Annotated in this window: 12 protein-coding genes and 1 pseudogene; 7 read left to right on the forward strand and 6 right to left on the reverse strand. The window is 73.0% G+C overall.

Annotation, left to right across the window (positions count from 1 at the left end; translation table 11 throughout):
- Positions 1-688: uroporphyrinogen decarboxylase family protein (locus BJP40_RS21575; RefSeq protein ID WP_079171351.1), on the reverse strand; the 688-nt coding region annotated here is incomplete at its 3' end.
- Positions 689-780: 92 nt separating this feature from the next.
- Between BJP40_RS21575 and BJP40_RS21580 the strand changes: the two genes are divergently transcribed.
- The 3 genes from BJP40_RS21580 to BJP40_RS21590 all read left to right on the forward strand — a co-directional run bounded on the left by BJP40_RS21580 (position 781) and on the right by BJP40_RS21590 (position 4,547).
- Complete coding sequence (locus tag BJP40_RS21580) at positions 781-1,452, forward strand: DUF3000 domain-containing protein (protein ID WP_071266773.1); 672 nt, start codon at positions 781-783, stop codon at positions 1,450-1,452.
- Between the two features lie 980 nt (positions 1,453-2,432).
- Positions 2,433-3,095: a response regulator transcription factor gene (locus BJP40_RS21585; RefSeq protein WP_071266771.1), complete on the forward strand. Its 663-nt coding sequence runs from the start codon at positions 2,433-2,435 to the stop codon at positions 3,093-3,095.
- Between the two features lie 78 nt (positions 3,096-3,173).
- Entirely contained in the window at positions 3,174-4,547 is a 1,374-nt protein-coding gene (locus BJP40_RS21590) for a ribonuclease D (protein WP_079171350.1), read from the forward strand.
- Positions 4,548-5,006: 459 nt separating this feature from the next.
- Here BJP40_RS21590 and BJP40_RS21595 read toward each other — a convergent pair.
- Positions 5,007-7,213, reverse strand: a pseudogene (locus tag BJP40_RS21595) (catalase).
- Between the two features lie 387 nt (positions 7,214-7,600).
- Between BJP40_RS21595 and BJP40_RS21600 the strand changes: the two are divergent.
- Both BJP40_RS21600 and BJP40_RS21605 read left to right on the forward strand, forming a co-directional pair.
- Positions 7,601-8,827, forward strand: a complete 1,227-nt coding sequence (locus BJP40_RS21600; RefSeq protein WP_071265750.1) for an acetyl-CoA C-acyltransferase — start codon at positions 7,601-7,603, stop codon at positions 8,825-8,827.
- Positions 8,824-10,953 (forward strand): 3-hydroxyacyl-CoA dehydrogenase NAD-binding domain-containing protein, encoded by a 2,130-nt coding sequence (locus BJP40_RS21605; protein WP_071281744.1) that lies wholly within the window; start codon positions 8,824-8,826, stop codon positions 10,951-10,953. Before BJP40_RS21600 ends, BJP40_RS21605 begins: the two co-directional genes overlap by 4 nt.
- A 575-nt stretch (positions 10,954-11,528) precedes the next feature.
- Here BJP40_RS21605 and recQ read toward each other — a convergent pair.
- Positions 11,529-13,376 (reverse strand): DNA helicase RecQ, encoded by a 1,848-nt coding sequence (gene recQ, locus BJP40_RS21610; RefSeq protein WP_071281745.1) that lies wholly within the window; start codon positions 13,374-13,376, stop codon positions 11,529-11,531.
- Positions 13,377-13,445: 69 nt separating this feature from the next.
- On the opposite strand from recQ, the gene BJP40_RS21615 reads away from it, so the two are divergent.
- Entirely contained in the window at positions 13,446-13,835 is a 390-nt protein-coding gene (locus BJP40_RS21615) for an NTP pyrophosphohydrolase (protein WP_071265744.1), read from the forward strand.
- A 136-nt stretch (positions 13,836-13,971) separates the two neighbouring features.
- The gene (locus BJP40_RS21620; protein ID WP_071281746.1) at positions 13,972-14,352 is read left to right on the forward strand and encodes a hypothetical protein; all 381 of its coding nucleotides are present in this window, start codon (positions 13,972-13,974) and stop codon (positions 14,350-14,352) included.
- Between the two features lie 126 nt (positions 14,353-14,478).
- Here the strand turns inward: BJP40_RS21620 and dxs are convergent, their stop codons facing one another.
- The 3 genes from dxs to BJP40_RS21635 all read right to left on the reverse strand — a co-directional run bounded on the left by dxs (position 14,479) and on the right by BJP40_RS21635 (position 18,767).
- Positions 14,479-16,401: a 1-deoxy-D-xylulose-5-phosphate synthase gene (dxs, locus tag BJP40_RS21625; protein WP_071281747.1), complete on the reverse strand. Its 1,923-nt coding sequence runs from the start codon at positions 16,399-16,401 to the stop codon at positions 14,479-14,481.
- A gap of 267 nt (positions 16,402-16,668) precedes the next feature.
- The gene (locus BJP40_RS21630; RefSeq protein WP_071281748.1) at positions 16,669-17,976 is read right to left on the reverse strand and encodes a sugar ABC transporter permease; all 1,308 of its coding nucleotides are present in this window, start codon (positions 17,974-17,976) and stop codon (positions 16,669-16,671) included.
- The gene (locus tag BJP40_RS21635; protein ID WP_071281749.1) at positions 17,973-18,767 is read right to left on the reverse strand and encodes an ATP-binding cassette domain-containing protein; all 795 of its coding nucleotides are present in this window, start codon (positions 18,765-18,767) and stop codon (positions 17,973-17,975) included. Before BJP40_RS21635 ends, BJP40_RS21630 begins: the two co-directional genes overlap by 4 nt.
- Between the last annotated feature and the right edge of the window lie 188 nt (positions 18,768-18,955).

The raw sequence follows: 18,955 nt of genomic DNA on the forward strand, positions 1-18,955 counted from the left end.
GGCGGTAGTCGGCGGGCGCCAGGGCGCCCACCCACGAGTCGAACAGCTGGAACGCGGAAGCGCCGGCCTCGATCTGCACCTTCAGGAACGCGGAGGTGATGTCGGCGAGCCGGGCCAGCAGGTCGGCCCACAGCTCGGGGTCGCCGTACATCAGGGCCTTGGTGTGCTCGTGGTTGCGGGAGGGCCCGCCCTCCACGAGGTAGCTCGCGAGGGTGAAGGGGGCCCCGGCGAAGCCGATGAGCGGGGTGGCGCCGAGTTCGGCGGTGAGCATGCCGATGGCCTCGGTGACGTACGTGACGTCGTCGGGGGTGAGGTCGCGCAGCCGCTCCAGGTCCTCGCGGCGCCGGATCGGCTCGGCGACCACGGGGCCGACGCCGGGCTTGATGTCGAGGTCGACGCCGATGGCCTTGAGCGGGACGACGATGTCGCTGAAGTAGATCGCGGCGTCCACCTTGTGGCGGCGCACCGGCTGCAGGGTGATCTCGGTGACCAGCTCGGGCCGCATGCAGGACTCCAGCATGGGCACGCCCTCGCGGACCTTCAGGTACTCGGGCAGTGAGCGCCCCGCCTGGCGCATGAACCAGACCGGCGTGTGCGGGACCGGTTCGCGTCGGCACGCCCGGAGGAAGGCGGAGTCGTACGTCGGGGACTGCGGCTGGGGGCCCGAGGGGCGGCTGTTGGCACTCACGCCGTGCATCTTCGCATGTGCGGGTCGCCGGGCACGCGCCCCGCTGGTGTCCCTCCCTGCGCGCGGGCCGCGTTGCGCCTACTCTTCCCCGCATGGCTGCGGCTCAGGAACGGTTCTCCGACACTACCGGCGGTATCGAGGGTACGGGCGGGGGTGAGGGCGGTCCGGTGCCGTACGCCTTCCGGCTGGCGGTGGAAGCGCTGCGGGCGGCGCGCCCGCGCCCCGAGATCGAACTGGACCCGGCCAGTCCGCCCCGGCGGCTCGCCCCGTACGCGTACGCGGTGGAGGCGGCGGCCGTCGAGGACGGCGAGGACCTGGCGGACGGCCGGCTGGTGCTGCTGCACGACCCGGCGGGGCACGAGGCGTGGCAGGGCGCGTTCCGGCTGGTGACGCTGGTGCGGGCGGAGCTGGAGCCGGAGATGGCGGCGGACCCGCTGTTCCCCGAGGTGTGCTGGTCCTGGCTGACGGGGGCGCTGGACGCGCGCGGCCTGGCGTACGGGGCGGAGGGTGGCACGGTCACCCGCGCGGGGTCGTACTACTTCGGAGGCCTGGCGGAACGGCGGCCGGCCACGCAGATCGAGATCCGGGCGTCGTGGACGCCGCGGGAGGGCCGGGGTGGCGTGCCCGACGCGGCGGCTCACCTGGCGGCGTGGGGCGACCTGCTGTGCCAGGTGGCCGGCCTGCCACCGGCGGGCCCCGGCGGGCCCGAGGGCGGCCCGGGCGTCGTGTCCCTGCCCCAGCGTCGGGGGCCGCACCACCCTTAGGCCGCCCCTCCGGGGACCCGTCCGCCCTCCGATGCCTCGCACGGCGTGGACGGCATCCGTCCGTGCCGTCTCGGCGACGGTCGCTCCTGCCCCTGCCCCCATGACGCCCCTGAGTCACCCGGGCGCACCCACGGCGGCCGCTCGCCCCGCCCTGCCGGGTTGGCGATGCCCGGGGTGACGACCGTCCCCGGCCCCGCCGTTTCGGGTGATCCCGTGGTGGCCCCCGCCACGGCAGCGGATTCCGGGACATCCCCGACCACCCCTCGGCCACCACCGGAAGCCCGCGCCCGTCTCCCCGTCCCACGGCCACCACGGCGGCCGAGGCCGGCAGCGTCGACGCCGCCCTTCCGCGCCCCCCGTCCCACGGCCACCACTACCGTCAGCCCGCGCCCGTCTCCCGCCCCCACGGGCGCCTCGCCGTCACGCCGCTCCGGGTGCCTTCCCCGTCGCGGCGGCCCGGGGTGGCTTCCCCGTCACGGCTCCCGAGCGAGGCTCTCCGCCACGGCCCTCCGGGCGACCGAGCCCGTCGTGTCCGCTCCCCACCCACCGGGTCCGGCAGGGAACCCAGGGCCGCCCGCAGGTCCGGGCTCCGCCGGACGGGGCCCTCGACGACCGGACGCGCGCACCCCGGCGGGCGACCGTCACCTCCGTACACGTGTCCGCCGCACCACACGCACCGGCACGCGGCACGCGGTCCGACACCGCGTCCGCCTCCGGACCGCGCCGGTCGGAGGGGTCCGAACGGGCGACGGGAAAGGTTCGTCCGGCGCCGCGCTCACCCGAACGGAGTACGTGAAGCGGTTCGCTCGTAGGATGATCGATCACGCGTCCGAATTGCCCCAATTGTTACTCACCAAATCGTGATCTTCCCCTAAAGGCGGGAGGTGATGCTGCCGAAGAGGTCTGTGACCCTATCTGCACGGTTCGCCCCGGCCACTTCCCCGAGCCGGCCAGTGTCCCGCACCTTCCCAGGAGGCCTGGTGTCCGTTCTCCTTGAGCAGCCCGCAAGCCTGGTCGCCTACCGCCCGAACAAGCCGACCGCCATGGTCGTCGTGGCCGACCCGCGCGTCCGCTCCACCGTGACCCGTCACCTGTGGGCGCTCGGAGTACGCGACGTCATCGAAGCGTCGTCCATCGCGGAGGCCCGCCCCCGTATCGGCAACCCGCGCGACATCTGCGTCGCCGATGTCCACCTCCCCGACGGCTCCGGTCTCACCCTGCTGTCCGAGACCCGCGCCGCCGGCTGGCCCAACGGCCTCGCCCTGTCCGCCGCCGACGACATCGGCGCGGTGCGCAACGCCCTCGCCGGAGGCGTCAAGGGCTACGTCGTCACCGGTACCCGCACCAACATCGGGCACCCGACCCGCCCGGGAGCGGCGCCCATCGGGGCCGCCGCCGCCCGGATGCACCGCCGCCCGCCGGGCGCCCCGGGCCACCCCGGCGGCTACCGCGAGCTGTCGGGGCGCGAGGTCGAGGTCCTCCGACTGGTGGCGGAGGGCCAGTCGAACAAGGCCATCGGCGTCTCGATGGGCCTGTCCGCCCTGACCGTGAAGAGCCACCTCGCCAGGATCGCCCGCAAGCTGGGCACCGGCGACCGCGCCGGCATGGTGGCGGTGGCGCTCCGTACCGGCATCATCCACTGACCGTCCCCTCCCGTTGGTCCGCCCGTCGACGGAACGTTCCGTCGACGGGCGGCTTCCGTTCACAGATACCCTTGACAGGTGACCGACGCCCGAGACACCGCAGCTAAGACACCACTGCGAACCGCCGGGGGCGGCCCTCCGGACGAGGCCGCCCGTTCCGCGGCGGGCCGTCGTTCCTCCCCTGATGTCCCCGCCGCCGCTCCTGCGGTGCGGGACGGCGACGGAGACGCCTCCCGCAGCGACGAAGCCGCCGAGCCGATCCCGCTCCTGGAGCCCCGCGAGGGCATCCCGCCGGTGGTGGCCGACGAGGCGGGTCTCGCCGCCGTCATCGAGGCGTTCGCCGCCGGAACCGGGCCCGTGGCCGTCGACGCGGAGCGCGCGTCGGGTTACCGCTACGGGCAGCGCGCCTACCTGGTGCAGCTCCGCCGGGAGGGCGCGGGCACCGCGCTCGTGGACCCGGTGGGGTGCCCGGACCTGTCCTCGCTCGGAGCGGCGCTGGACGGCGCCGAGTGGATCCTGCACGCCGCGACCCAGGACCTGCCGTGCCTGCGGGAGATAGGCATGGTCCCCGGCGAGCTGTTCGACACGGAGCTCGCGGGACGGCTCGCCGGCTTCCCGCGGGTCGGGCTCGGCGCCATGGTCGAGTCCGTCCTCGGCTACGTCCTGGAGAAGGGCCACTCGGCCGTCGACTGGTCCACCCGCCCCCTGCCGGAGCCCTGGCTCCGGTACGCCGCGCTGGACGTCGAGCTCCTCGTCGACCTGCGGAACGCCCTGGAGAAGGAACTCGACCGGCAGGGCAAGCTGGAGTGGGCCCGCCAGGAGTTCGCCGCGATCGCCGCGGCCCCGCCGCCGCCTCCCCGCAAGGACCCCTGGCGCCGCACCTCCGGCATGCACAAGGTGCGCCGGCGCCGCCAGATGGCCGTGGTGCGTGAGCTGTGGACCGCCCGGGACCGCATCGCGCAGCGCCGCGACGTCTCCCCCGGCAAGGTCCTCAGCGACGCCGCGATCGTCGAGGCGGCGCTCGCCCTCCCGCAGGACGTGCAGGCGCTCACGGCCCTGCCGGGCTTCGGCGCGCGCATGGGCCGCCGCCAGCTCGAGCAGTGGCAGGCGGCCGTCGACCGGGCCAGGGTGCTGCCCGAGAGCAAGCTGCCGCAGCCCGGCCAGCCGGTCGCCGGTCCGCCACCGCCGCGCGCGTGGGCGGACAAGGACCCGGTGGCGGCCGCCCGGCTGTCGGCGGCCCGTACCGCCGTGACGGCACTGGCGGAGGCACTGAACCTGCCGCAGGAGAACCTCGTCACGCCGGACACGGTCCGCAGGATCTGCTGGGAGCCCCCGCAGGACCCCACGCCGGAGTCCGTCGCCTCGGCTCTCGCCGGGTACGGGGCGCGGCCGTGGCAGATCGAGCAGGTCACGCCGGAGCTGGTGAAGGCCCTGCGGGGCGCGAACGGCTGACGGCCGGGCGGCACCGCGCCGGTGACCGCCGGCTCCCCCTCCGGCCTGGCCCCCGGTCCGCCGGGAACCGTCACGCTCAGAGCCCGGCAGCCCGCCGGCAGCCCGGCCGCGCGCCCGTCGTCCTGACCGTGCCCGGTCGGGGGTGACCGACGGGACCCGGCCGAGACGACAGGCAGTCGGACGTACCCGGGCGGGGACCTCACCTCTCGTACCCGTACGGTCCCGAACGCCGGTCGCATAGGGGCGCGCCTGCCGGGCCGCCGTCGCGTGCGTGCGGGCGCCGCCGGTCCCGGGAGCCCGCGCCATCCCGGGGCAGCGGCCCTCTCGGCTCCGGGCGGTGCCCGGGCCGAGCCCCGCGACGTGCCGGCCGACCAGGGCCGGTCGGCACGTCACGGTGGCCGTCGTGCCGGGTGACGCGGGGCCGGCGGGCACGGCGGCGCACGCCGCGGCGGGGCCGGATCAGGCGCCCGCCGGGAACCGCTCCCAGACCCGGTGGCGGGGCATCAGGGTCAGGACCTCACCGAAGGCGTCCTCCCCCGACCCGGCGGTCACGACGCCGGGCGCTCCGGACGGGACCCCGGCCGCCTCCAGGACGGTGTCGGCGCCCGACCAGCAGGCGATGGGCTTGGCGTGGCGGTACGCCTCCGCCACCATCAGCAGTACCCGGGGGTCGGTCGCCGAGGCCGCCGCGCCGGTGTCGGCACCGGCCCGGGCGCCGTCCGCGTCCGCGCCGTACCCGGGGTTGCCGGCCAGCAGCAGGGCGTCGAACTCGACGGACCGCGCGGTGGCGAACGTGCGCTGCACCGTGACGGGCTCGCCTTCCGCACCCAGTTCCCCGCCCGCGGGTGCGACGACCAGCGGAACGAGCCCGGCCTCCAGGGCGGCGTCCCGTACCGCCCGTACCGCCGCCGTGTCGGCGTCGGCGCCGACGACGATGCCGACGGTCCTGCCCTGCACCGGCCAGGTCCGGCCGACCTGGGAGAGCGCGGGGCTGGGCTCGACGTCGGGGAGCGGCTCGGACGCCTCGGGCGCGGGCAGGCCGAGGCCGGTGGCCACCTTGCGGCAGAGCTCCGGGTCGATGCGGGCGAGGACGCGCAGCGCGCGCTCCTTGATCGCCTTCTCGTAGCACTTGCCCAGCTCGAAGGTGTACGCGAGGACGATGTGCTCCTGCTCGACGGGGGTCATGCTGAGCCAGAACCGGCGCGGCTGGCTGAAGTGGTCGGCGAAGGAGGCGGGGGCCTCGCGGACCTTCCGCGCCTCGGGCACCGTCACCGGGGACTCCACGAACGCGCCCGTGTCCGCGCCCGCCTGGAAGGGGCAGCCGCCGTCGAGCGAGTTGGGCCGGTAGGGGGCCACTCCACGGTGCACGGCGGTCTGGTGCAGGCCGTCGCGGAGCATGTCGTTGACGGGGGCGTGCGGGCGGTTGACCGGGATCTGCGGGAAGTTCGGGCCGCCGAGGCGGGTGATCTGCGTGTCGAGGTAGGAGAACAGCCGGCCCGCCAGCAGCGGGTCGTCGGTGACGTCGATGCCCGGGACGAGGTGGCCGGGGTGGAAGGCCACCTGCTCCGTCTCGGCGAAGAAGTTGGACGGGTTCGCGTTGAGGGTGAGCAGGCCGACGGGCTGCACGGGGGCGAGCTCCTCGGGGACGAGGTTCGTCGGATCCAGCAGGTCGATCCCCTCGAAGGTCTGGTCCGGTGTGTCGGGGAAGGTCTGGATGCCGAGCTCCCACTGCGGGTGGGCGCCCGCCTCGATCGCGTCGGCGAGGTCGCGGCGGTGGAAGTCCGGGTCGACGCCGCCGATCACTTGGGCCTCCTCCACACGAGGGAGTGCACGCCCAGCTTCGGCTTCCAGTGGAACTTGGCGAGCGTGGTGCCGCCGTCGGCGTCGACGAGGCGGAAGGTGTGGACGCCGAAGCCCTCCATCGTGCGGAAGGAGCGGGGGATGCCGCGGTCCGACATGTTCCACAGCGTGTGGTGGGTGGCCTCGGTGTGCAGGGTGACGAAGTCCCAGAAGGTGTCGTGGGCGCTCTGTGCCTGGGGGATCTCCCGGTCGGGGTGGGGCTTGCCCGCGTGGATGACGTCGGGGAACTTGATGCCGTCTTGGATGAAGAAGACGGGGATGTTGTTGCCGACGAGGTCGAAGACGCCTTCGCTGGTGTAGAACTTCGTGGCGAAGCCGCGGGTGTCGCGCACGGTGTCGGCGGAGCCGCGGGAGCCGAGCACGGTGGAGAAGCGCACGAAGACCGGGGTCGTGACGTCCTTCTCCAGGAAGGCGGCCCGGCACACCGTGGACGCCGTCCCGTAGCCCTGGAAGAAGCCGTGCGCCCCGGCGCCGCGGGCGTGGACCACGCGCTCCGGGATGCGCTCGTGGTCGAAGTGCATGATCTTCTCGCGCAGGTGGTGGTCCTGGAGCAGGACCGGGCCGCGGGGGCCCGCCTTGAGCGAGTGGTCGGTGTCGTACAGCCGGGTGCCCTGCGCGTTGGTCAGGTACGGGCCGGACTGGGCCGTCCTGGCCTGGTCGGCGCCGGTGGGCTGCCCCGTGGGGCTCACGGTCTCCGGGCCCGTCTGGTCGGCCTTGGGCGGCAGCGGCTCGCGCGCCTCGGTGGGCTCGGCGTGCGACGGGGGCTCGGAGGCGGGCGATCCGGGGATCGGGGGGTGGTCGGTCATGGGTGCTCCAGGTGCGGGGGCAGGGGTCACGTCAGCCATGACCGCCGCGGGAGCCGCCGTAACGACGGGGCGGCAGCCGTCCGCCCATTGACGGACGGCACACGGAGCCCTTGGCTCCGCTCGGCGGCCCGGCCGCGGCGCAGCGGGTACCCGGGGACTCTCGCGGGGCAACGTGCATTTCCGGCCGTCCGGTCCGCCGCCGAGGCGTACCGCGGGGGCAGGGTGCACCATGGGCGCAGGGGTCGCCGCCGGATCGCGCACGTGTGACCTTCACCGCTCCCGGCCCGGGGACTGGGCAGTTACGTTACCCACAAGTAGCATGGGCCTGAGCGCGCGCTCAGCGTGACGCCGCAGCAGTGCCATCCCGCACCCTGGAGGAGAGCCATCGTGCCTCGTACCGTCAGGGACGTCGTCTTCGTCGACGGCGTCCGCACCCCGTTCGGCAAGGCGGGCCCGAAGGGCATCTACCACGAGACCCGCGCCGACGATCTCGTCGTGAAGGCCATCCGGGAGCTGCTGCGCCGCAACCCGGCCCTCGACCCGGCGAAGATCGACGAGGTCGCCATCGCCGCCACCACGCAGCTGGGCGACCAGGGCCTGACCCTCGGCCGCATGGCGGGCCTGCTCTCGGGCCTGCCGCTGTCGGTGCCCGGCTACTCCATCGACCGCATGTGCGCCGGCGCGCTCACCGCCGTCACCACGACGGCCGGTTCGATCGCCTTCGGCGCGTACGACGCCGTGATCGCCGGTGGCGTCGAGCACATGGGCCGCCACCCGATGGGCGAGGGCGCCGACCCGAACCCGCGCTTCGTGTCGGAGAAGCTCGTCGACGAGTCGGCCCTGTTCATGGGCATGACGGCGGAGAACCTGCACGACCGCTACCCGCACATCACCAAGCAGCGCGCCGACGAGTACGCCGTGCGCTCGCAGGAGAAGGCCGCCAAGGCGTACGCCAACGGCAAGATCCAGCAGGACCTGGTGCCGATCTCGGTGCGCCGCACCACCCCGGAAACCGGCGAGACCGGCTGGGGCCTGGTCACCGCCGACGAGCCGATGCGCCCGGGCACCACGCTGGAGAACCTGGCCGGCCTGAAGACGCCGTTCCGTGTCCACGGACGCGTCACCGCCGGCAACGCGGCCGGCCTCAACGACGGCGCCACCGCGTCGATCATCGCCGCCGAGGACTTCGCCCGCGAGAACGGCCTGCCGGTCAAGATGCGCCTCGTCTCGTACGCCTTCGCGGGCGTCGAGCCGGAGGTCATGGGCTACGGCCCGATCCCGGCCACCGAGAAGGCCCTCGCCAAGGCCGGCCTGGGCATCGGCGACATCGACCTGTTCGAGATCAACGAGGCGTTCGCCGTCCAGGTCCTCGCCTTCCTGGACCACTACGGCATCGCCGACGACGACGCGCGCGTCAACCAGTACGGCGGCGCCATCGCGTTCGGCCACCCGCTGGCCTCCTCCGGCGTCCGTCTGATGACCCAGCTGGCCCGCCAGTTCGAGGAGCAGCCCGAGGTCCGCTACGGCCTCACCACCATGTGCGTCGGCTTCGGCATGGGCGCCACGGTCATCTGGGAGAACCCGCACCACAAGGACGCCGGAGGCAGCAAGTGAGCACGACGCTTGAGCTTTTGAAGGGTGCGGCCGAGCTGTTCCCCGACGAGGTCGTCACGCAGGCGCACGTACGCCACTTCGACCTGCCGTTCGGTGCCGGTCGGTTCGCGCTGATCACCCTGGACAACGGTTTCGACCACACCAAGCCGACCACCTTCGGCCCGCAGTCGCTCGCCAACCTGAACACGGCGATCGACCAGGTCGAGAAGGAGGCCGCCGAGGGCACGATCGTCGGTGTCGGCCTGACCGGCAAGCCGTTCATCTTCGCGGTCGGCGCCGACCTCAAGGGCGTCGAGCTGCTGAAGCGGCACGAGGACGCCCTCGCCATCGGCAAGGGCGGCCACGACGTCTTCAAGCGCCTCTCCTCCCTCGCCGTGCCCACCTTCGCGTACTACAACGGCGCGGCGATGGGCGGCGGTGTCGAGGCCGGTCTGCACTGCACGTACCGCACGGTGTCGAAGGCGCTGCCCGCGTTCTCGCTGCCCGAGGTGTTCCTGGGCCTGGTACCGGGCTGGGGCGGCTGCACCATCCTGCCGAACCTGATCGGCGCGGACCGCGCGGTCTCGGTCGTCATCGAGAACTCGCTGAACCAGAACAAGCAGCTCAAGGGCAAGCAGGTCTTCGAGCTGGGCATCGCCGACGCGATCTTCGAGGGCGCGGACTTCCTGGAGCAGTCGCTGGTGTGGACCGCGAAGGTCCTCAAGGGCGACGTCTCCGTGGAGCGCCCGGAGATCGACCGCGGTGAGGCGTGGGACGCCGCCGTGGCGCGCGGCCGGTTCATCGCCGACGGCAAGGTCCACGGCGCGGCCCCGGCCGCTTACCGCGCCCTCGACATCATCGAGGCCGCCAAGGACGGCGACCTGCAGAAGGGCTTCGACGCCGAGGACCGGGCCCTCGCGGACCTGATCATGGGCGGCGAGCTGCGCTCCGGCATCTACGCCTTCAACCTGGTGCAGAAGCGCGCCAAGCGCCCGGCCGGCGCCCCCGACAAGAGCCTGGCCCGCCCGGTCACCAAGGTCGGCGTCGTCGGCGCCGGTCTGATGGCCTCGCAGCTGGCCCTGCTGTTCCTGCGCCGCCTGGAGGTCCCGGTCGTCCTCACGGACATCGACCAGGAGCGCGTCGACAAGGGCGTGGGCTACGTCCACGCGGAGATCGACAAGCTGCTCGGCAAGGGCCGCATCCACCAGGACAAGGCCAACCGCCTGAAGGCCCTGGTCACGGGTGTCCTGGACAAGGCCGAGGGCTTCGCGGACGCGGACTTCATCATCGAGGCCGTGTTCGAGGAGATGTCCGTCAAGCAGAAGGTGTTCGCGGAGGTCGAGGCGGTCGCCCCGGCGCACGCGATCCTCGCGACCAACACCTCGTCGCTGTCGGTGTCGGAGATGGCGTCGAAGCTCGCCCACCCGGAGCGGGTCGTCGGCTTCCACTTCTTCAACCCGGTCGCGATCCTGCCGCTGCTGGAGATCGTCCGCGGCGAGCAGACCGACGACGCCTCGCTGGCCACGGCGTTCGCCGTCGCCAGGAAGCTGAAGAAGACCGCGGTGCTGGTGAAGGACGCCCCGGCGTTCGTCGTCAACCGCATCCTGACCCGCTTCATGGGCGAGATCCAGAACGTCATCGACGAGGGCACCCCCGTCGAGACGGCGGAGAAGGCCGTCGAGCCGCTCGGCCTGCCGATGTCGCCGCTGGTGCTGCTGGAGCTGGTCGGCCCCGCGATCGGCCTGCACGTGTCGGAGACCCTGAACCGCTCCTTCCCGGACCGCTTCACGGTGTCCCCGAACCTGAAGGCCGTCGTGGAGGCGGGCAAGCGCGGCTTCTACGTCTACGACAGCGGCAAGCCCGAGCTCGACCCCGAGGTCGCCGCGCTGCTGAAGCAGGGCGACACCGTCCTCACCGAGGAGCAGGTCCGCGCCCGCGTCCTGGACGCGGTGGCGCAGGAGATCGGCCTGATGCTGGAGGAGGGCGTCGTCGCCGAGGCGCAGGACATCGACCTGTGCCTGATCACCGGCGCCGGCTGGCCCTTCCACCTGGGCGGCATCACGCCGTACCTGGACCGCGAGGGCGTCTCGGAGCGGGTGAACGGCAAGCGGTTCCTCCCGCAGGGCGTCGCGAGCGTCCCGGCGTAACGGAGCAGCGGCTGCCGCCGCAGCCACGACGGGCGGTACGGGACCTGGTCCCGTACCGCCCGTCGCCGTCTTCCCGCCGCTGTCGTCCGCCGCCCGTCCGTGGCCCGGGCGGCGTCCCTTCCGTTCCCGTGACCGGGGCCGCCCGCCCCGCCGGGCCCGCCGCCCCTGGCCCGCCCGCGCCCGCCCCACGGCCGGGGCCGCCCACCTCGCCTGCCGCTGCCGCCCCGGGCTCCACGCCACCGCGCCCACCCACGACCGGTGCCGCGCCCCCTGCCCGTGGCCAGGGCCGCACCCCGCCTCGCCGTACGGCGGAGGCCGTGTACCGCGCCGCCGACCGAGGCCGCATCCCAGGGCGGGGGCCAGACCCGGGCCATGACGAGGCCCACCGCGTGGCCGGGGACTGCGCCCGCCGTCGTCCGTTCGTGTCTCGACGGTGCTCGTGCTCGAATGCCGGGCGGGCCGGCTTCGGCACCTCCGGTGGTCAGTACCGGGCCGGGCGGACGCAGCACACCCGGTGCGGCGAAGGGCGGGCGGCGTCCGGTGCGGGAAGCGCGGGAGGAGAACCCCCGGAGGTCTCAGTCCTCCGCCACCGCCAGCACCTCCAGGACCTGCTCCCCGAACTTGGCCAGCTTGTTCTCGCCGACCCCGCTCACCGCTCCCAGCTCCGCGAGGCCCGTCGGCCGGGCCGTCGCGATCTCCCGCAGCGTGGCGTCGTGGAAGACGACGTACGCCGGGACGCCCTGCTCCTTCGCCGTCGCCGCACGCCAGGCCCGCAGGCGCTCGAAGACCGGCAGAGCCTCCTCCGGCAGGTCTGCGGGTGCCGCCTTCTTCTTCGCCCCCGCGGCCTTGGGTGCCCGCGCCGGCTTCTCCGGCTCGCTGCGCAGCAGGACCTGCCGGCGCCCGCCCAGGACCTCGGCGGACTCGTCCGTCAGGAACAGCGTGTTGTACTCCCCCTGGACGGCCAGCAGGCGCTGAGCCAGCAGTTGGCGCACCACGCCCCGCCACTGGGCCTCGGTCAGGTCCGCGCCGATCCCGAAGACGCTGAGCGCGTCGTGGTCGAAGCGGATGACCTTCGCGGTCCTGCGGCCGAGCAGGATGTCGACGATCTGCCCGACGCCGAAGGACTGGTTCCGCTCCCGCTTGAGGCGCACCACCGTGGACAGCACCTTCTGCGCGGCGATCGTCCCGTCCCAGGACTTCGGCGGCGTCAGGCACGTGTCGCAGTTCCCGCAGGCCGAGGCGCCCTCCTGGCCGAAGTACGCGAGGAGTTGCACGCGGCGGCACTCTGCGGTCTCGCACAGGGCGAGCATGGCATCCAGGTGCGCGGCGAGCCTGCGGCGGTGCTCCGCGTCGCCCTCGGAGGTGTCGATCATCCTGCGCTGCTGGACGACGTCGTTCAGTCCGTACGCCAGCCAGGCCGTGGACGGCAGCCCGTCGCGCCCCGCGCGGCCGGTCTCCTGGTAGTAGCCCTCGACCGACTTGGGCAGGTCCAGGTGGGCGACGAAGCGGACGTCGGGCTTGTCGATGCCCATGCCGAAGGCGATGGTCGCGACGACGACCAGGCCGTCCTCCCGGAGGAACCGGGCCTGGTTCTCCGCGCGCGTGCGGGCGTCGAGCCCCGCGTGGTACGGCACCGCGTCGACACCGTTCTCCACCAGGAACGCGGCCGTCTTCTCGACGGACGCCCGGGACAGGCAGTAGACGATGCCCGCGTCGCCTTCGTGCTCGCCCTTCACCAGGGCCAGCAGCTGCTTCTTCGGCTCGTTCTTGGGGGCGATGCGGTACTGGATGTTGGGCCGGTCGAAGCTGGCGACGAAGTGGCGGGCGGCCTCCAGGTTCAGCCGGGCGGCGATCTCGGCGTGCGTGGCCCGCGTGGCGGTCGCGGTGAGGGCGATCCTCGGCACGTCGGGCCAGCGCTCGTGGAGCCGGGAGAGCTGGAGGTAGTCGGGCCGGAAGTCGTGGCCCCACTGGGCGACGCAGTGTGCCTCGTCGATGGCGAAGAGCGCGATGGTCCCGCGCTCCAGCAGGCGCAGCGTCGACTCGACCCGCAGCCGCTCGGGCGCCAGGTACAGCAGGTCCAGCTCGCCCGCCGCGAACCGGGCCTCGACGATCCGCCGCTCGTCCGGGTCCTGCGTCGAGTTGAGGAAACCGGCGCGCACACCGAGCGCCCGCAGGGCGTCCACCTGGTCCTGCATGAGCGCGATGAGCGGTGACACGACCACGCCGACGCCGGGCCGCACCAGGGCGGGGATCTGGTAGCACAGCGACTTCCCGCCACCGGTCGGCATGAGGACGAGGGCGTCACCGCCGCCTATGACGTGCTCGATGATCTCCCGCTGCTCGCCCCGGAAGGAGTCATAGCCGAAGACCCGGCCGAGGACGTCCAGGGCCGGGTCGCTGACGGATGCGCGCGGGGAAGTCATTACGCAATAGTACGAGCGGCGTACGACACCGGGAGAAACCCGGCCGCCGCCTGTGGATAACGTGGTTCCATGCCCGGCCCCTCAGCCCTTCCGCCCCTGCTGGTCGTCGACGCGGCGAACGTCGTCGGTTCCGTCCCCGACGGCTGGTGGCGCGACCGCCGCGGGGCCACCGAGCGGCTGCGCGACTCTCTGACCGGCCTGGCGGAGGAGGGACTGCCGGGGCTGCTGCCGGGCCCGGTGGAGATCGTGCTGGTCGTGGAGGGCCGGGCCCGTGGCGTGGAGCCGGTCGCCGGTGTGCGGGTGGTGGCGGCGCCCGGCAGCGGGGACGACGCGATCGTGGGCCTGGCCGCGGAGGCGGGGGGCCGCCGCTGCCTCGTGGTCACCGCCGACCGCGCACTGCGCGAAAGGGTCGCGCGCCACGGAGCGGAGTGCGCCGGGCCGCGCGCCGTTCGCCCCTGAACGTTAGCGGTTGTCCGGATATCGGCTGGCCGGACCCCTCTGCGGGACCGGGAAGATGTGCCTGCACAGTACGGCCCGGACCGACCAGCCGGGCCGCGTCCCACGACCAGGGGTCGCACCCCAGGGGGAACACTCCATGAAGTTCATCCGGCACACCCTCAGGAAGAGCACCGCCGTCGGCCTGGCCTTCGCCGCGGGCGGCGTCCTGGCTCTCAGCGGCAGCGCCCAGGCGGCCGAGCAGCGAGCCGCGTACATGGGCTGCCCGTCCGGGTACGTCTGCCTCTACCCGAACGCCGGCTGGAACGGCGGCGTCCCGAGCCACAAGTGGTACCGGTACGGGGCGTACAACATCTACAACCAGTACGGCATGAAGCGGTTCTTCAACAACCAGACGGGCGGCGCCGTCGCCCGCAACTGTCTCGGCACGAACGGCACCCGCTGCCAGGGCGCCCAGCGCGCCGGCACGTACGCGGACTACGACTACACGCCGTACAACTCCGTCAAGCTGGAGCCGTGACCGCGGTGGCGCACTGACACGGCGAAGGGCCGGTGGGACGCCCGAGGAGGGGATGATCCCACCGACCCTGCCGCGCATCCTGCGGGGCCCGGCGGCCGGCCGATCGACGGGCCGGAGCGGTGTTCGTCAGTCGCGGACCGGCTCGGCCGCCGCCTCGTCCTCGTCCTCGTACCGTCCGTCGATCTTCGACACGAGGCCGGTGACCTGGCGGGCGATGTCGGGGGCCGTCAGGCCGATCTCCGCGAGCACCTCCGCGCGTGAGGCGTGGTCCAGGAACCGCGGCGGAATGCCGAAGTCACGCAGCGGCACGTCCACCCCGGCGTCCCGCAGCGCCTGGGCGACGGCGCTGCCGACGCCGCCGACGCGGCCGTTGTCCTCGACCGTCACGACGACCCGGTGGCGCTCCGCCAGCGGGGCCATCGCCTCGTCGACCGGCTTGACCCAGCGCGGGTCGACGACGGTCGTGGAGATGCCCTGCTTGTCGAGCAGGTCCGCGACCTCCAGGCACATCGGGGCGAGTGCGCCGACGGACACCAGCAGCACGTCCGGGCTGTCCGTGCCCGCCTCGCGCAGCACGTCCATGCCGCCGACCCGGCGCACGGCCTCCACGGCCGGGCCGACCGCGCCCTTGGAATAGCGCACGACGGTCGGGGCGTCCTCGACCGCCACGGCCTCCCGGAGCTGGGCGCGCACCTGGTCGGCGTCGCGGGGGGCGGCGATCCGCAGGCCGGGCACGACCTGGAGGATCGACATGTCCCACATGCCGTTGTGGGAGGCGCCGTCGGTGCCGGTGACACCGGCCCGGTCCAGCACGAACGTCACTCCGCAGTCGTGCAGGGCGACGTCCATGAGGACCTGGTCGAAGGCCCGGTTGAGGAAGGTGGCGTACACGGCGACGACCGGGTGGAGGCCGCCGGCGGCCAGGCCCGCCGCGGAGACCGCGGCGTGCTGCTCGGCGATGCCGACGTCGTACACCCGGTCGGGGAACGCCTTGGCGAACTTGTCCAGGCCGACGGGCTGGAGCATGGCCGCGGTGATGGCGACGATGTCCTCGCGCTCCTTGCCGAGCTCGACCATCTCGTCCGCGAAGACGGAGGTCCAGTCGGCGCCGGAGGAGGCGATGGGCAGGCCGGTGTCCGGGTGGATCTTGCCGACGGCGTGGAAGCGGTCCGCCTCGTCCTGGAGGGCCGGCTGGTAGCCGCGGCCCTTCTCGGTGAGGCAGTGCACGATGACCGGGCCGTTGAACCGCTTGGCCCGCTGGAGCGCCGACTCGACGGCGGCCAGGTCGTGGCCGTCGATCGGGCCGACGTACTTCAGGCCGAGGTCCTCGAAGAGGCCCTGCGGGGCGATGAAGTCCTTCAGGCCCTTCTTCGCGCCGTGCAGCGTCTCGTACAGCGGCTTCCCGACGACCGGCGTGCGGTCCAGGATGTCCTTGGTCCGGGCGAGGAAGCGCTCGTAGCCGTCCGTGGTGCGCAGGGTGGCCAGATGGTTGGCGAGGCCGCCGATGGTGGGCGCGTACGACCGCTCGTTGTCGTTGACCACGATGACGAGGGGCCGGTCCTTGGCGTCCGCGATGTTGTTGAGGGCCTCCCACGCCATGCCGCCGGTGAGCGCCCCGTCGCCGATGACGGCGACGACGCGGTCGTCCCTGCCGAGGACCTCGTTGGCCTTGGCCAGGCCGTCCGCCCAGCCGAGCACGGTGGAGGCGTGCGAGTTCTCGATGAGGTCGTGCTCGGACTCGGCGCGGGCGGGGTAGCCGGACAGGCCGCCCTTCATCTTCAGCCTGGAGAAGTCCTGGCGCCCGGTGAGGAGCTTGTGCACGTACGACTGGTGGCCCGTGTCCCAGAGGATTCTGTCCCTGGGGGACTCGAAGACGCGGTGCAGCGCGATGGTCAGCTCCACCACACCGAGGTTGGGGCCGAGGTGGCCACCGGTCTTGGAGACGGCGTCGACGAGGAACGCGCGGATCTCCGAGGCCAGCTGCTCCAGCTGCTCCGGGGAGAGCCGGTCGAGATCGCGCGGTCCCCTGATACGGGTCAGCAAAGCCACCCGTGCCTCCTTGTGTGTGCGAGCGTGTGTCGAGCGTGCGTGTCGAGCCGGTCGGGATCGATCAGGATCGAGCGTGCCGATCCGCCGAGTCTAATGTTCCGTCCCGGAGTGCGGACATCCGGTCGTGCCCCGGAGGTCACCCTGATGATCACACCATCGGCCGACACACGGGTACGCCGTTGTACCGAGGTACACCGCCGTAGGAAGACGAACGAGTGCCCGGCGCCGGTTCCCCGGCGCCGGGCACGTGGACGTGATCTGCGCCGCTCAGGCGCGACCCGCGTCCTTCTGGGTCCTGCGGGAGACCGAGTCGATCACGACGGCGGCGAGGAGCACCGCACCCGTGATCATGTACTGGATCTCGCTGGCCATGCCGAGCATGTTCAGGCCCTGCTGGATCGACTGGATGACGATCATGCCGAGCAGCGCGGACCAGACCTTGCCGCGGCCGCCGAAGAGGCTGGTGCCGCCGATGACGGCGGCCGCGATGACCAGCATCAGGGTGTTGCCGCCACCGAGGCTCTTGCTGGCGCCGCTCTGGAGGCTGGCGATGAAGAGGCCGCCGAAGGCGCCGAGCATGCCGGAGATGCCGAAGACCAGGATGCGGACACGGTCGACGTTGATGCCGGCGCGGCGGGCGGCCTCCGCGCCGCCGCCGACCGCGAAGACCTGGCGGCCGAAGGTGGTGCGGCGCGCGACGAAGTCCGCGACGAGCAGGACGGCCAGGAAGATCACCAGGGCCAGCGGCAGGCCGCGGGCGCCGGCGGGCTCGTTGAGCACGTAGGCGACGGCGAAGCACAGCACGGCCACGGCGCCCGTGCGCAGGACGACCTCGCTGACCGGGCGGGATGCCAGGCCGGCCGCGCGGCGGCGCTTGCCGTTCCGCAGCAGCGAGCCGGCGTAGGCGAGGACGGCCACCGCGGCGAGGCCGTAGGCGGCGGCCTTGTCGGCGAAGAAGTAGCCGGTCAGGTCCTCGACGACGCTGCCGGAGGGCACGTTGATGGTGCCCTCGGAGCCCAGCAGCCAGATCTGGAAACCACTCCAGGCGAGGAAGCCGGCGAGGGTGACCACGAAGGCCGGCACGCCGACCTTGGCGAAGAAGAAACCATTCAGCAGGCCGATGGCGAGGCCCGCCAGCAGGGCCGCGACGATGGAGAGCCAGTCGTTGAGCCCGCTGTTGACGGTGAGCACGGCCCAGACCGCGGCGCCGACGCCCGCGACGGAGCTGACGGAGAGGTCGATCTCGCCCAGGATCAGGACGAAGACGATGCCGACGGCCATGATGCCGAGGCCCGCGCTGTAGACGGCGATGTTCGCGATCGAGCTCGCCGACAGGAAGTTCGCGTTCTGCGACTGGAAGACGACCGCGATGACGATCAGGCCGATGAGGACCGGCAGGGAGCCGAGCTCGCCGCCGCGCACCTTGCGGGTGAACTCCGTCCAGTAGCCCTTGAGTCCTTCCTCGCGCACGAGGAGGCGGGGGTCGACGGCCGGGACGGGCGCGGCAGAACCGTTTCCGCCGCCGGCGGCGTGGGCGCCGCCCTGGCGCTTCGGGGTCTTGGTGAGGTCGCTCACTGTGCGTCCCCCTTCGCGGACGTACGGGCCTGGCGGCGCGTGACGGCGTTGTCCGTGGCGCCGGTGATGGCGGCGACGATCTCTTCGTGGGAGGTGCCCTTGACGTCGAAGACACCGTTGTTGCGCCCGAGGCGCAGGATGGCGGCGCGGTCGGCGACGGCACGGACGTCGGCCATGTTGTGCGTGATGAGGATGACGCCGTGGCCGTTCTCGCGGAGCCGCTCGACGAGGTCGAGGACCTGGGCGGTCTGCTCGACGCCGAGTGCGGCAGTCGGCTCGTCCAGGATGACGATCTTGGGGTTGCCGATCAGGGCGCGGGCGATGGCGACGACCTGGCGCTGGCCTCCGGAGAGCGAGGCGACCGGGATGCGGACGCTCGGGATGCGGATGGAGAGCGTGTCCAGGAGTTCCTTGGCGCGCTTCTCCATCGCGATCTCGTCGATGACGCCGACGCGGCGGATCTCGCTGCCGAGGAACAGGTTCGCGACGACGTCGAGGTTGTCGCAGAGCGCCAGGTCCTGGTAGACGGTGGCGATCCCGAGGTCCTGGGCGTCGTGGGGGCGGGCGACCCGGACGGGCCGGCCCTCCCACTCGATGGTGCCCTCGTCGATCGGGTGGACTCCCGAGATGGTCTTGACGAGGGTGGACTTGCCGGCTCCGTTGTCGCCCAGCAGGGCGACGACCTTACCGGCGTGGATCTCCAGGTCTACGTCGGTCAGCGCCTGGACGGCGCCGAACCGCTTGGAGACTCCGCGCAACGCCAGCACGGGCGTAGCGGACACGTGCATCATCTCCTTCACCCCGCCCCTGTCGGCGGGGGGATGGTGGTGCTTATCGACCACGGGGGGTGTGCGAGGGGCGTCCGGTGCCCGCCCGTCCCGGCGTCCGCAGCGGGGCTGTGCGCGGACGGGGTGGGCGGGCGGGCGCCGGACCGGCTGGGGTGGGAGGGCCGGAGGAGGTACGGCCCTCCCTGCGGGGC

Source organism: Streptomyces sp. CC53 (assembly GCF_001865245.1).
In the GTDB taxonomy this organism is placed as follows: domain Bacteria; phylum Actinomycetota; class Actinomycetes; order Streptomycetales; family Streptomycetaceae; genus Streptomyces.

Coding starts and splice junctions, on each gene's coding strand:
- BJP40_RS21580 (WP_071266773.1), top strand. CDS start 781: ATGGCTGCGGCTCAGGAACGGTTCTCCGACACTACCGGCGGTATCGAG.
- recQ (WP_071281745.1), bottom strand. CDS start 13,376: ATGACTTCCCCGCGCGCATCCGTCAGCGACCCGGCCCTGGACGTCCTC.
- BJP40_RS21615 (WP_071265744.1), top strand. CDS start 13,446: ATGCCCGGCCCCTCAGCCCTTCCGCCCCTGCTGGTCGTCGACGCGGCG.
- BJP40_RS21620 (WP_071281746.1), top strand. CDS start 13,972: ATGAAGTTCATCCGGCACACCCTCAGGAAGAGCACCGCCGTCGGCCTG.
- BJP40_RS21635 (WP_071281749.1), bottom strand. CDS start 18,767: ATGATGCACGTGTCCGCTACGCCCGTGCTGGCGTTGCGCGGAGTCTCC.